Here is a 12,346-nt window from a genome sequence, read left to right as displayed (position 1 = left end):
GGCTCAGCTCTGGAACGGGTACCTGGCGTCCAGTTGGGCGTTGAGCTTCACCACGTTCACGCGCGGCTCGCCCATGAAGCCCAGGTCACGGCCGCTGGTGGCGGCCTTGACGAGCTTCTCGACCTGCGCGGGCGAGATGTGCCGGGCCGCCGCGATCCGCTTGATCTGGATGTCGGCGTAGGCCGTCGAGATGTGCGGGTCGAGGCCGCTGCCGCTGGCGGTGACCGCGTCGGCCGGTACGGCCGGCTTGGTCGGCGCGTCGCCCTTGATCGGTACGACCTGGCCCGCGGCGTAGTCCTCACCGAACTTGGCCAGCTCGACCTTCACGCCCTTGTACTCGGAGACGAACGGGGTCTTCACGACGCCCTGCTCCTCGTTCAGGCTGACGACCCGGGTCGGCTTGGACACCTTGCCCTGGGAGTCGCGCGGGCCGAACAGGGACAGCACCGCGCCCACGCCACCGGGGGTGCAGAACGGCCGGGAGCCGTCCACGCCCTCCAGCTCGCCGATGGTCTTGCTGTTGGTGCAGACCGTGGTGAGCAGGCTGGTCTTGGCGTTCTCGTCCTCCTCGCCCGCCGCGACGAGCTTGGGGTCGGGCAGGGTGTCGACGGTGTCCTCGGGCCCGAGGTTGCCGGCCGAGGTGCCGGTCGGGTTGTAGGCGGTGCTGTCGGGGTTCACGTCCTTCTGGACGGGACCCTCGATGGTGGAGGACGGGCGGCTCTGGAAGTACTGCTTGAGCGCGTTGCCGTCCTTGTCGGTGAACGACTGGCCGATGAGCTCGCTGCCCACGGTCTTGCCGTTCACCTTGAGCATCGACCCGTCGGCCTTGTCCTTCAGCCCCGGGATCTGGGCGACCCCGAAGACGGCCAGCGGATAGATGATGCCGGTGATCACGGTCAGCACGGCGAGCGCACGGACCGCCGCCAGGTGCTGGCGGATCCAGCTTGGTAGACGCATATCAGGACATCCCCGGAAGGAACTGGACGACGAGGTCGATGATCTTGATGCCGATGAACGGCGCCACGATCCCGCCGATGCCATAGACGTAGAGGTTGCGGCTGAGCAGCTTGGACGCGCTGCTCGGCCGGTACTTGACGCCCCGCAGGGCGAGCGGGATCAGCGCGATGATGACCAGCGCGTTGAAGATGACCGCCGAGAGGATCGCCGACTGCGGGCTGTGCAGACGCATGATGTTGAGCGCGTCCAGGCCCGGGAACAGCGCCACGAACATCGCGGGAATGATCGCGAAGTACTTGGCGATGTCGTTGGCGATCGAGAAGGTCGTGAGGGCGCCCCGGGTGATGAGGAGCTGCTTGCCGATCTCCACGATCTCGATGAGCTTGGTGGGGTCGGAGTCCAGGTCGACCATGTTCCCGGCCTCTTTGGCGGCCGAGGTCCCGGTGTTCATCGCCACACCCACGTCGGCTTGGGCGAGGGCGGGCGCGTCGTTGGTGCCGTCACCGGTCATGGCGACCAGCCGGCCGCCCTCCTGCTCCTTCTTGATCAGAGCAAGCTTGTCCTCCGGCTTGGCCTCGGCCAGGAAGTCATCGACCCCGGCCTCATCGGCGATCGCCTTGGCGGTCAACGGGTTGTCACCGGTGATCATCACCGTCCGGATCCCCATCCGCCGCATCTCATCGAACCGCTCCCGCATCCCCTCCTTCACCACGTCCTTGAGGTGGATGACGCCGAGGACGCGCACGTCGCCGTTCTGCTTCTCGCCGACCACCAGCGGCGTGCCGCCTGAGGCCGAGACGCCGTCGACGATCTGGCTCAGCGAGGCCGGGACGGTGCCGCCCTGCTCGCGTACCCAGTCGGCCACCGCGCCCGCCGCGCCCTTGCGCAGCCAGCGGTCCGGCTTGCCGTCGCCGAGCTCGTCGAGGTCGACGCCCGACATCCGGGTCTGCGCGGTGAACGGCACCCACGTGGCGTGCGTGAGCTCGCCCGGCGTGCGTTCGCGCAGGCCGTAGCGCTGCTTGGCGAACACCACGACCGACCGGCCCTCGGGGGTCTCGTCGGCGAGGCTGGACAGCTGCGCCGCGTCGGCCAGGTCCTGCTCGGAGACGCCGTCCACCGGGAGGAACTCGGCCGCCTGCCGGTTGCCCAGCGTGATCGTGCCGGTCTTGTCCAGCAGCAGGGTGTTGACGTCGCCCGCGGCCTCGACCGCGCGCCCGCTCATCGCCAGCACGTTCCGCTGAACGAGCCGGTCCATGCCCGCGATGCCGATCGCGCTCAGCAGCGCGCCGATCGTCGTCGGGATGAGGCAGACCAGCAGCGAGACCAGCACGATGCCGGTGACGCCGTGCGTGTCGAGCGACAGCGTGTTCGCCACGCCGGGGTTGTTGCCCTTGGAGTAGATCGCCAGCGGCTGCAGCGTCGCCACGGCCAGCAGGAAGATGATCGTGAGCGCGGCCAGCAGGATGTTGAGGGCGATCTCGTTCGGCGTCTTCTGCCGGCTGGAGCCCTCGACGAGCGCGATCATCCGGTCGATGAACGACTCGCCCGGCTTCTGCGTGATCTGCACGACGATCCGGTCCGACAGCACCTTGGTGCCGCCGGTGACGGCCGAACGGTCACCGCCCGACTCCCGGATGACCGGGGCCGACTCGCCGGTGATCGCCGACTCGTCCACGCTGGCGATGCCCTCGACGACGTCGCCGTCACCGGGGATGATCTGCCCGGCCTCGACGACCACGTGGTCGCCCTGCTTCAGCTCGGGCGCGCCGACCTCCTCCTCGTTCAGGCCGGTGGCGCCGGTCGCGCCGGGCCGCCAGCCGATGAGGCGGCGGGCCACCGCGTCGGTCTTGGCCTTGCGGAGCGAGTCCGCCTGGGCCTTGCCGCGCCCCTCGGCGACGGCCTCGGCCAGGTTGGCGAAGACGACCGTCAGCCAGAGCCAGACGGTGATCAGCCAGGCGAACACCGACGGGTGGATCGCGGCCAGGACCGTGGTCCAGACCGCGCCGATCTCGACGATCAGCATGACCGGGTTGCGCCACAGCGTGCGCGGGTCGAGCTTCTTGCAGGCGTCCGGCAGCGACTTCAGCAGCTGCTTCGGGTCGAGCAGGCCGCCCTGGATCTTGCCGCCGCCCTTGGAGGCGGGCGGCTGAGACGAGGGGCTCGGCGCCTCGACTGTCTGGGTGGTCATCAGTGGAGTCCTTCGGCCAACGGCCCGAGCGCGAGCGCCGGGAGGAAGGTGAGCGCGATGAGGATGAACGTCACGCCGACGACCAGGCCCACGAACTGGGGCTTGTGGGTCGGGAGCGTGCCGTCCGACTCGGGCGTGTGCCCCTGTCTGGCCAGCGAGCCGGCCAGCGCCAGCACGAAGATGATCGGCAGGAGCCGCCCGAACGCCATGCACAGGCCGAGCGCGGTGTCATAGAAGACGGTGTTGACGGTGATGCCGGCGAACGCCGACCCGTTGTTGTTGGAGGCCGAGGTGAACGCGTAGAGCACCTCGGACAACCCATGTGGACCGCTGTTCAGCGGCCCCGCCTTCCCCGCGTCGGTCGCCATCGCGACCGCGGTACCGACCAGCACCAGGATCGGCGTGATCAGGAAGTACATCGAGGCGAACTTCATCTCCCGGCTGCCGATCTTCTTGCCGAGGTACTCCGGCGTGCGGCCGACCATGAGGCCGGCGACGAAGACCGTGATGATCGCCAGGATCAGCATGCCGTACAGGCCAGAACCCGTACCGCCGGGCGCGACCTCGCCGAGCATCATGTTGATGAGCGGCACCATGCCGCCGAGGCTCGTATAGGAGTCGTGGAAGGAGTCCACGGCACCGGTCGAGGTCAGCGTCGTCGCGCCGGCGAACGTCGCCGAGTTGGACACCCCGAACCTGGCCTCGGTGCCCTCGGTGGCGGCACCGACCGCGGTCGGGACCGTTCCGTGGTGCATGAGCTGGAACGCGTTGACCGCCACCACGCTGATGATCGCGATGGTGGCCATCACCGAGAGGATCGCGTAGCCCTGGCGATTCTGGCCGACCATCCGGCCGAACGTGCGGCACAGCGCGAACGGGATGACCAGGATCAGGAAGATCTCGAACCAGTTGGTCCAGGTCTGCGGGTTCTCGAACGGGTGCGCGGAGTTGACGTTGTAGAAGCCGCCTCCGTTCGTGCCGAGCTCCTTGATGACCTCCTGGCTGGCGACCGGCCCGCCGGTGATGGCCTGGTGGCCGCCCGCGACAGTGTTGATCACATGGTCGGCCGGGTTCCAGAAGTTCTGGACCACGCCGCCCGCGACCAGGATGAGCGCGCCCACGAACGCGATGGGCAGCATGATGCGGATCGTTCCGCGCACCAGATCCACCCAGAAGTTGCCCAGGTCACCGGTCCGCTTGCGGGCGAACCCCCGTACCAGCGCCATCGCGACGCAGATGCCGACCACGGCCGACACGAAGTTCTGCACCGCCAGGCCGAGCATCTGGACCAGGTGGCCCATCGTCTGCTCGCCCAGGTAGGACTGCCAGTTGGTGTTGGACATGAAGCTGACCGCGGTGTTCCAGGCCTGGTCCGGCTTCACCGGCGTCATGCCGATGCTGAGCAGGAGCTTGTCCTGGACCCGCTGGAGCAGGTAGACGAACAGCACGCTGATGGCGGAGAACGCGAGCACGCTGCGCGCGTACACGCCCCAGGTCTGCTCGGTGTCGGGCTTGACGCCGATGAGCTTGTAGACGACCTTCTCTACGCGCGAGTGCTTGGTACCGCTGAAGACCCGGTACATGTAGTCGCCCAGTGGCCGGTACGCGATGGCCAGAGCGACGACGAGGGATCCGATGAAGATGATCCCCGCGACGGTCGTACTCATTTAGAAGCGCTCCGGGTACAAGAGGGCGGCGATGAGGAAGACGATCAGGCCGGCGGCCAGGATGAGGCCGACCAGGTTCTCGGCGGTCACAGCTTCTCCACGCCCTTCACCAGCAGGCCGAGCAGGACGAAGACCGCCACTGTCAGCAGGACGAAGGCCAGGTCAGACATCGTTGTTGGTTTCCTTTGTCGAATGACCGGGGACCGGAACGGCCCGGAAACGCGCCGCGGTTTCGCGCTGGCGCGGTACTGGACGGCGATAGGGACCGTCCGTAACCCCCGAGATGTGATGTACCCCTTCAAAGGGAGACATGGACTGAGCTGGGGAAATGTCCCCAATGTCCTCGCCGGACCGGCCGGACGACAGGACCTTGCCCGCGACGCCCGCAGCCAGGCCGAGCCCGACCAGCAGACCCGCCCGCGCCAGGTCGTCCAGACCGGGGACCGCCAGCTCGCCCGTCTTGGAGACGTCGAACCCGGTGGTCACCGCCCAGGCGACCGCCCCGAGCGCCCCGCCCGCCGCGACCGGAGCGCACAGCGCCCAGCCCACGACCGAGACGGCGACCGCGGCGAACGCGAACTGCCACGCCGCGTCCTTGAGTACGACCGCGAGCACGAAGGCACACAGAGCACCCCCGGCCAGCGGCCAGGCGGACTGTTCCCAGCGGTCCATGTCAGCCTCCTCAGTGGTCATCACATGAGCCCCGAATTCGGGGGCTCGCATGGAGTAAAGCGCCGCCGAATAGGCGTTTTGTGCACCCTTGACGGGTTCTTAGCGCCGCCCGAACGACGCTTAACACCGCCCTAACGGCGGGCTCAGCCGGCGTCGCGGCGGAGGAGGTCTTCCTCGGTCTCCCGGCGGATCATCAGCCGGGCCCGGCCCTCGCGTACGGCCAGCACGGGCGGCCTGGGGACCAGGTTGTAGTTGGAGGCCATCGAGTGGTGGTAGGCGCCCGTACAGGGGATGGCGAGCAGGTCGCCGGGCCGGATGTCGGCGGGGAACTGGGCGTCCTTCACCAGGACGTCACCGGCCTCGCAGTGGCGGCCCACGACGGTGGCCGTTCGGTCGCCGCCCAGGCTTTTGCGGCCGATGAGGCGGACCGAGTAGCGGGCGCCGTAGAGGCCGGGTCTGGGGTTGTCGCTCATGCCGCCGTTGACCGCGACCAGGAGGCCGCCTGAGGCGGCGTGCTTGACGCTCACCACGCGGTAGACGGTCACCCCGGCTCGCGCGGCGATGGCACGGCCTGGCTCGATCGTGATCTTCGGGACGGGCAGGCGGTTCTCGTCGCAGGCCTCGCGGAGCACGCGGTGCAGCCGGTCGGCGAGCGCCTGGGGATCGAGCTCGGGGTCGCCCTCCCGATAGGGGACGCCGAAGCCGCCGCCGAGGTCGAGCTGGGGCAGCGTGATGCCGTGCGCGTCCCGTACTGCGGCCAGCAGCCCGATCATGCGGCGGGCGGACAGGTCGAACGCGTCCAGGTCGGTGATCTGGGAGCCGATGTGGCAGTGCAGGCCGACCAGCTCCAGGCGGCGCTGCGCGATGACCCGCTGGATCGCCTCCGCGGCGGCGCCAGAGGCGAGCGAGAAGCCGAACTTCTGGTCATCAGTGCCGGTGCTGATCGCCTCGTGCGTGTGGCCGTCAACGCCCGGCGTCACCCGGACCATCAGGCGTGGGCGTGGGGTCGTTCCTCCGGCGGCCATCGCGGCCAGTCGTGTGATCTCGCTGAACGAGTCGACGACGATCCGCCCCACGCCGTATGAGAGGGCGGCGCGCAGGTCGTCGGGGGTCTTGGCGTTCCCGTGCATGAGGACCTTGCGCGCCGGGAAGCCGGCCGTTCGTGCGACGGCGAGTTCGCCTGCCGAGCACACGTCCAGGGACAGGCCCTCGGACGCGATCCATCCGGCCATGACCCGGCAGAGGAACGCCTTGCCCGCGTACGCGACGTCGGCCTCCGGGAACGCCCGCGTGAAGGCACGGCAGCGACGCCGTACGTCCTCCTCGTCCATCACGTGAAGCGGCGTGCCGAACCGCTCGGCCAGCTTCGCCAGTCCGATCCCGCCGACGGCCATGTCGCCGTCCTGGCGCGGGTACGCCGTGACCGGCCAGACCGACTCCTTGACCTGGGTGACCACCACGTCGAGCTCCTTGTTCATGCGGCGACCCGCCGCGACCGACTCACCAGCACCGGGTCCGTCTGGATCCGGGTCACCGCGAGCGGGCGGAGCATGGCGCGCAGGGCCGGTTCGGCCATCGCGATCCACCGCTGCCCGTCGCCCAGCGCCGCCCGCAGGCGCACCTCGCTGGTGAAGGCCAATCCGACCCGTTCCCCCGAGTCCGCCCGGGCGGTGCGCACCGACACCACACCGCCCGCGCACTCGCGCACCGGAACGATTAACCGCTCGTCCACCCGACCCGCCCTTCCGTGACGTTTCGTCCAGCTCTCATCACGCTAGGGCGGTTCCGCGAGGATGATCCTTTTCGCTACGCGATGCTTACGGCGAGGCCCCTGACCCTCACGAGCCCCTAACAAGGTCGGCGAAAATGGGGGGCATGGAACCGGTACCTGAGGACTGGGGGCGGGCGCTGGCCATCGCGGCGCACCCCGATGATCTGGAGTACGGCGGGTCGACCGCCGTCGCCAAGTGGACCTCGCAGGGCAAGGACGTCGTGGAGGTGCTCGCGACGCGCGGCGAGGCGGGGATCGACTCGATGGACCCCGACGACGTGGCGGCGATCAGGACCCGCGAGCAGATCGAGGCGGCGGCGCACGTCGGCGTGGACACGGTCGAATTCCTCGACCTGCCCGACGGCATGCTGGAGTACGGCCTGCCGCTCCGCCGCGAACTGGCCCGCGCGATCCGGCGGCACCGCCCCGAGGTGGTGCTGTCGGTCAACTTCCGCGAGACGTTCACCGGCGGGGAGGGCTTCAACATGGCCGACCACCGCGTGCTGGGCCTCGCGGTCGCCGACGCGGTGCGCGACGCCGCCAACCGGTGGGTGTTCCGCGACCTGGAGATGGAGCCGTGGCAGGGCGTGCGGTTCGCGCTGTTCGGCGGATCGCCGCAGGCCGCCCACTACGTCGACGTGACCGGGCACCTGGAGGCGGGCATCGCCTCGCTGCGGGCGCACAAGATCTACTTCGACAACCTCGGCGCCGACTTCGACCCGGAGGGATTCCTCCGCGGCCTCGCCGAACCGGCCGGTCAGGAGGCGGGCGTCCCGCAGGCGATCCCCTTCGAACTCATCGAGCTCTAGTGATTGGCGTTCGGCCGCTTGCCCTTGTTGGCCTTACCGCGCTTACGGGCACGACGCTTGCGGGTGCGCTTCGACATGGCTTGATTGACCACCCGTACGCGACGCCTGACAAGACCCAAATGTGACTTACATCACCAATCGCGTCAGGGCGGTGGCCGCGGCGGCGGCCACCATGACGACGATCATCGGCGCGCGCAACGTCACCGCGATCACCGCCGCGCCGATGCCGACGACCTTGGCGTCCACGTGGAAGTCCCCGTCACCGGCGAACGTCTCGTACGCCACCAGGGCCGACAGCAGCACCGCGGGCAGCAGTGCGATCACCGGAACGACCCGCGCCGGCAGCTCGCGGCGCCCGAGCGCGGCGGGCCCGGCGCCCTTGATGACGAACGTCCCGACCACCAGCAGCCCGATCGTGATCCAGACCGTCACGCCGACTCCTCCTCCCGCACGGCCTCGTCCGGCCCGGTCGTGCCCGGTCTGGTCGCGTCCGGCTCGGTCGTGCCCGGCCTGGTCGCGTCCGGCTCGGCCGCGTCCGATCCAGGCTTGGCCGGCCCGAGCGTGGCGGATCCGGGCTTCGTGCGTTCCGGCTCGGGGATCAGGCCGATCAGCGCCACCGCCGCGGCCGCGATCACCGGGACGCCGGGCGGCAGGAACGCGGCGCCGCCCAGGGCCACCGCGACGGCCAGAACGGCGGCCACGCGAGCCCTGGGGTTGCGCAGTTCGCTCCCCAGCAGCGCGATGTAGAACGCGGGGAAGATCGCGTCGATGCCGAACGCGTTCGGGTCGGGCAGGGCCTTCCCGGCGAAGACGCCGAGCGCCGTCCCGCCGACCCAGCCGCAGAACTGCACGGCGGTGGATCCGAACAGCAGGTTCCGGTCGTACTTCCCGTGCTCATCGCGGGCCAGGATCAGGCCCGCGTCCACGATCGCCGAGCCCTGCGTGGCCCGCCACAGCCGTCCGCCCCTGAACGAGGGCGCGAACGCGAATCCCATGGGCAGGAAACGGGCGTTCATCAGCAGCCCGGCCCCGCTGGCGGCGAACGCGCCGCCGCCTCCGGCCAGTACGCCCACCGCCGCGAACTGCGAGCCGCCGGCGAAGACCACGGCCGACATCACGATGGGCGCGACCACCCCCATCACCGGCGCGGCCAGCACTCCGAACGACAGCCCGAGGGCGAGCGTGGGGGCGAACAGCGGCACGGCCAGCCGGGCACCGGCGCGCAGCGTCGCGGGCATACAGCGAACCTCCCATAACCATCTATCCCAGATAGGTGGTTATCCTCGCATGCGGCCCGCGACGCACCAAATCGACCGGAGAAGGAAGATCAGCGGGAGGGATCGCGGCTGAACAGCTTCTTGGACCACAGGTAGCCGAGCACCAGGGTCCCCACGCACCAGCCGATCGCCTGGGCCGGGCTGTTGTGGAGCGGCGTGCCGAGCAGCAGGCCGCGCAGGGTCTCGATGAGCGGGGTGAACGGCTGGTACTCGGCGAACCAGCGCAGGGCCGTGGGCATCGAGTCGGTGGGCACGAACCCGCTGCCGAGGAACGGCAGCACCAGCAGGGGCATCGGCATGTTGCTCGCCGACTCCGGCCCGCCCGCCGCCAGGCCCATCCCGACCGCGAGCCAGGCGATCGCGTACGTGAAGAGGGCGAGGAGGCCGATGGCCGCCAGCCACTCCACGGCGTTCGCGTCCGGCCGGAAGCCGATCAGCAGGGCGACGCCGGTGACGACCGCCATGGCCAGCAGGGTCATGATCAGGCTGCCCAGCGCGTGCCCGGTGAGGATGGAGGAACGGGCGATCGCCATCGTGCGGAACCGGGCGACGACGCCCTCGGTCATGTCGGTCGCGACCGACACCGCCGTCGCCGTCGCGGCGCCGACCGCGGTCATCAGGATGATGCCGGGGGTGACGTAGTCGATGTAGGCGCCGCGGCCTCCGTGCCCGCCCAGGCCGCCCGGCACGCCGTGGCCGCCCAGCCCGTCGCCGAGCGTGCTGCCGAACACGTACACGAACAGCAGCAGGAAGATCACCGGCATGCCGACCATCGAGACCGACATGGACGGGTAGCGCAGCAGGTGCTTCAGGTTGCGGCGCAGCATGGTCATCGAGTCGCGCAGCGGCTGCGGGGTGGCGGCGGTCGCCCGGATCGGGACCACCGTGGCCGTCTGGGCCGTCTGGGCCGTCTGCGTCGTCATCGGAGGTCGCCCTTCGCGGTGTGCCCGGCGCCTGCCGGAACGGGGTCGGCGGCGGCGGTCGGCTGCCCGGTGAGGGCCAGGAACACGTCGTCGAGGTCGGGGGTGTGCACGCTCAGGTCGGTCACCTGGATCGACTCCTGTTCCAGCAGGCTGATCAGCACCTTCAGGGAGCTCAGCCCGGCGTCGCTCGGCACCTTCAGCGTGAGCGCCTCCGTGCCGGGCGCGGACTGGCTGATCACCTGGGTGGCCTCGTGCAGGTTCGCGGCGTCGGGGAAGCGCAGCAGTACGTGGGAGCCGGGGACGCGGCGCTTCAGCTCGGCGGCGGTGCCCTCGGCGATGATCTTTCCGCCGTCCAGCAGCGCGAGCTTGTCGGCGAGCTGGTCGGCCTCGTCCAGGTACTGGGTGGTGAGGAAGATCGTGACGCCGTCCGCCACCAGGTCGCGGACGATCTGCCACATGGTGCGGCGGCTGCGCGGGTCCAGGCCGGTGGTCGGCTCGTCAAGGAAGATCAGGCGCGGGCCGCCGACCAGGGTCATCGCCAGGTCCAGGCGCCGCTGCATGCCGCCCGAGTAGGTCCCGGCCACCTTCTTGCCGGCCTCGACCAGGTCGAACTGCTCCAGCAGGCGGTCGGCGACCGTACGGCCCTCGCGGCGGCTCAGGTGGTGCAGGTCGGCCATCATCAGCAGGTTCTCGCGGCCGGTCAGCAGCTTGTCGACCGCCGAGTACTGGCCGGTCACGCCGATCGACCCGCGCACCGCACCGGGGTCGCGGCTCACGTCGTGACCGGCGACGACGGCGGTGCCCTCGTCCGCGCCGATCAGCGTGGACAGGATCTGGACCGTGGTGGTCTTGCCCGCCCCGTTCGGACCCAGCAGGGAGAAGATCGTCCCCGCCGGGATCTCCAGGTCGATGCCGTCGAGCACGACGTGGTCGCCGTACGACTTGCGCAGCCCTCTCACGAGGATGGCCGGCGCTTCGGCGGTGTTCATGGGCCCTCCGAGGGAGTGCGATCGCGAGCACGCGATCGAGGGAGCGTGGTCGAGCGCGGTCGTTTCATTCGTGCCGCTCTGAACGCTACGAGGCACTCCGACGCCACGTCAACGCAAAATGACGTCAGATTGACGCCATAAATGACGTCTTCCCAGCTCACCGCACCGGCACAAACCTGGAAAGTGGTGCAACGACCTGCCGTTGAACGCAAAAGGGCGCCACCCCTGGTCGGGGTGACGCCCTTACGAAAGGCCTATGAGGTCAGCGGACCTCGGTGATCTCCGGGCCGCGCTCGAAGGGGTTGAAGGTCTCGACGGCCTCCTCGCCCTCCTCCTCGCCCGCCTCGGAGAACTCCTTCGGGATGGAGAGCGACAGCAGCTCGCGGGGCGGCATCGGCTCCTCGCCGCGCACGACCACGATGTTGCGGAAGACGTCCTCGAGGACCTGCCACTGCTCCTCGTCCTCGATCGCGGCGCCCTGCACCACGGCCTGGAGGAACCAGCGCGGGCCGTCCACCCCGATGAAGCGGATCAGCTGCGGCGCCCAGCCCTGCTCGATGAACTCGGCCGGGATCTGCTCCTTGACCTCGTCGGGCATCTCGGCGAGGACCTCGTCGGTCAGAGCCGCCGGGACCATCGCGATGAGCTCGGGGCCGAACGGGCCCTCGCCCTCCTGCGTCTGGCCCTGGGCCTCCTCCTCGATGTCCTTGGCGGTCTCCCGCCGGACGTCCTCCCAGATGCCGCTGCGCTTCGGTGCGGCGAACGCCTGCAACTGCATGGCGCTCTCCTCGTACTGCACCAACACCGCGACCGGGCGCCCGTCGAGCGGGTTGCCCTCCTCGTCGACCTCGGTGGCCTCGAAGTTGACCTGGAAGCCGAGGCCAGGCGCGACCGGCACCTGGAACGCGCCGAAGTCCAGGCGCTGCAGGTCCGGGTAGCTCTCCTCGGAGTCCCAGGGGCCGCCCTCGCCCGCTTCCGCCTTGCCAGGAGCCTCGTCCTCGGCCACGTCCTCGTCGACCGCGTCGACCTCGTCGGTCAGCTCGGACTCATTCGCGGGCTCCTCAGCCTGCTTGCGACGTCCAAAAGCCACGAC

14 protein-coding genes are annotated in these 12,346 nt (G+C 69.7%); 1 reads left to right on the top strand and 13 read right to left on the bottom strand.

What is annotated here, in order from left to right; translation table 11 throughout:
- Positions 1 to 3: 3 nt before the first annotated feature.
- The 7 genes from J4573_RS43210 to J4573_RS43180 all read right to left on the bottom strand — a co-directional run bounded on the left by J4573_RS43210 (position 4) and on the right by J4573_RS43180 (position 7,216).
- Entirely contained in the window at positions 4 to 957 is a 954-nt protein-coding gene (locus J4573_RS43210; protein ID WP_208262016.1) for a potassium-transporting ATPase subunit C, read from the bottom strand.
- Between the two features lies 1 nt (position 958).
- The gene (gene kdpB / locus J4573_RS43205) at positions 959 to 3,145 is read right to left on the bottom strand and encodes a potassium-transporting ATPase subunit KdpB (protein WP_208262014.1); all 2,187 of its coding nucleotides are present in this window, start codon (positions 3,143 to 3,145) and stop codon (positions 959 to 961) included.
- Positions 3,145 to 4,812, bottom strand: a complete 1,668-nt coding sequence (gene kdpA, locus J4573_RS43200; RefSeq protein ID WP_208262012.1) for a potassium-transporting ATPase subunit KdpA — start codon at positions 4,810 to 4,812, stop codon at positions 3,145 to 3,147. The genes kdpB and kdpA overlap by 1 nt, the downstream gene beginning before the upstream one ends.
- Entirely contained in the window at positions 4,813 to 4,902 is a 90-nt protein-coding gene (kdpF, locus tag J4573_RS43195; protein ID WP_208262011.1) for a K(+)-transporting ATPase subunit F, read from the bottom strand.
- Between the two features lie 72 nt (positions 4,903 to 4,974).
- A complete protein-coding gene (locus J4573_RS43190) occupies positions 4,975 to 5,484 on the bottom strand; it encodes a hypothetical protein (protein ID WP_208262010.1) in 510 nt (169 codons plus the stop codon).
- A gap of 143 nt (positions 5,485 to 5,627) precedes the next feature.
- Entirely contained in the window at positions 5,628 to 6,962 is a 1,335-nt protein-coding gene (gene lysA / locus J4573_RS43185; protein WP_208262009.1) for a diaminopimelate decarboxylase, read from the bottom strand.
- Positions 6,959 to 7,216 carry an SAV_915 family protein gene (locus tag J4573_RS43180; protein ID WP_208262008.1) on the bottom strand — a complete coding sequence of 86 codons (258 nt, stop codon included), beginning with the start codon at positions 7,214 to 7,216 and terminating at the stop codon, positions 6,959 to 6,961. Before J4573_RS43180 ends, lysA begins: the two co-directional genes overlap by 4 nt.
- 143 nt (positions 7,217 to 7,359) lie before the next feature.
- Here J4573_RS43180 and J4573_RS43175 point away from each other — a divergent pair, with 143 nt between their 5' ends.
- Positions 7,360 to 8,064 (top strand): PIG-L deacetylase family protein, encoded by a 705-nt coding sequence (locus tag J4573_RS43175; protein ID WP_243774497.1) that lies wholly within the window; start codon positions 7,360 to 7,362, stop codon positions 8,062 to 8,064.
- On the opposite strand, the gene J4573_RS56840 is transcribed toward J4573_RS43175, so the two are convergent.
- The 6 genes from J4573_RS56840 to J4573_RS43150 form a co-directional block, all read right to left on the bottom strand.
- The gene (locus J4573_RS56840) at positions 8,061 to 8,141 is read right to left on the bottom strand and encodes a 50S ribosomal protein bL37 (protein WP_372443016.1); all 81 of its coding nucleotides are present in this window, start codon (positions 8,139 to 8,141) and stop codon (positions 8,061 to 8,063) included. The genes J4573_RS43175 and J4573_RS56840 overlap by 4 nt on opposite strands.
- A 49-nt stretch (positions 8,142 to 8,190) precedes the next feature.
- Positions 8,191 to 8,496, bottom strand: coding sequence for an AzlD domain-containing protein (locus tag J4573_RS43170; protein WP_208262006.1), 306 nt, complete (start codon positions 8,494 to 8,496; stop codon positions 8,191 to 8,193).
- Positions 8,493 to 9,302 carry an AzlC family ABC transporter permease gene (locus J4573_RS43165; RefSeq protein WP_208262004.1) on the bottom strand — a complete coding sequence of 270 codons (810 nt, stop codon included), beginning with the start codon at positions 9,300 to 9,302 and terminating at the stop codon, positions 8,493 to 8,495. The genes J4573_RS43170 and J4573_RS43165 overlap by 4 nt, the downstream gene beginning before the upstream one ends.
- 89 nt (positions 9,303 to 9,391) lie before the next feature.
- Positions 9,392 to 10,174 (bottom strand): ABC transporter permease, encoded by a 783-nt coding sequence (locus J4573_RS43160; RefSeq protein ID WP_243774526.1) that lies wholly within the window; start codon positions 10,172 to 10,174, stop codon positions 9,392 to 9,394.
- Between the two features lie 86 nt (positions 10,175 to 10,260).
- A complete protein-coding gene (locus J4573_RS43155) occupies positions 10,261 to 11,253 on the bottom strand; it encodes an ATP-binding cassette domain-containing protein (RefSeq protein WP_208261999.1) in 993 nt (330 codons plus the stop codon).
- A gap of 262 nt (positions 11,254 to 11,515) precedes the next feature.
- Positions 11,516 to 12,343 (bottom strand): DUF3710 domain-containing protein, encoded by an 828-nt coding sequence (locus tag J4573_RS43150; RefSeq protein ID WP_208261998.1) that lies wholly within the window; start codon positions 12,341 to 12,343, stop codon positions 11,516 to 11,518.
- Positions 12,344 to 12,346: the final 3 nt, after the last annotated feature.

Origin of the sequence: Actinomadura barringtoniae (assembly GCF_017573505.1) — a bacterium.
In the GTDB taxonomy this organism is placed as follows: domain Bacteria; phylum Actinomycetota; class Actinomycetes; order Streptosporangiales; family Streptosporangiaceae; genus Spirillospora; species Spirillospora barringtoniae.
Note: the sequence above shows the minus strand (reverse complement) of the source record. Positions and strands in the feature narration are given on the sequence as shown.

What these genes read in the sequence shown, in the direction of transcription:
- J4573_RS43210 (WP_208262016.1), bottom strand. Translation starts at nt 957, where the DNA reads ATGCGTCTACCAAGCTGGATCCGCCAGCACCTGGCGGCGGTCCGTGCG.
- kdpB (WP_208262014.1), bottom strand. Translation starts at nt 3,145, where the DNA reads ATGACCACCCAGACAGTCGAGGCGCCGAGCCCCTCGTCTCAGCCGCCC.
- kdpA (WP_208262012.1), bottom strand. Translation starts at nt 4,812, where the DNA reads ATGAGTACGACCGTCGCGGGGATCATCTTCATCGGATCCCTCGTCGTC.
- J4573_RS43190 (WP_208262010.1), bottom strand. Translation starts at nt 5,484, where the DNA reads ATGGACCGCTGGGAACAGTCCGCCTGGCCGCTGGCCGGGGGTGCTCTG.
- lysA (WP_208262009.1), bottom strand. Translation starts at nt 6,962, where the DNA reads ATGAACAAGGAGCTCGACGTGGTGGTCACCCAGGTCAAGGAGTCGGTC.
- J4573_RS43175 (WP_243774497.1), top strand. Translation starts at nt 7,360, where the DNA reads ATGGAACCGGTACCTGAGGACTGGGGGCGGGCGCTGGCCATCGCGGCG.
- J4573_RS56840 (WP_372443016.1), bottom strand. Translation starts at nt 8,141, where the DNA reads ATGTCGAAGCGCACCCGCAAGCGTCGTGCCCGTAAGCGCGGTAAGGCC.
- J4573_RS43165 (WP_208262004.1), bottom strand. Translation starts at nt 9,302, where the DNA reads ATGCCCGCGACGCTGCGCGCCGGTGCCCGGCTGGCCGTGCCGCTGTTC.
- J4573_RS43160 (WP_243774526.1), bottom strand. Translation starts at nt 10,174, where the DNA reads ATGACCATGCTGCGCCGCAACCTGAAGCACCTGCTGCGCTACCCGTCC.
- J4573_RS43155 (WP_208261999.1), bottom strand. Translation starts at nt 11,253, where the DNA reads ATGAACACCGCCGAAGCGCCGGCCATCCTCGTGAGAGGGCTGCGCAAG.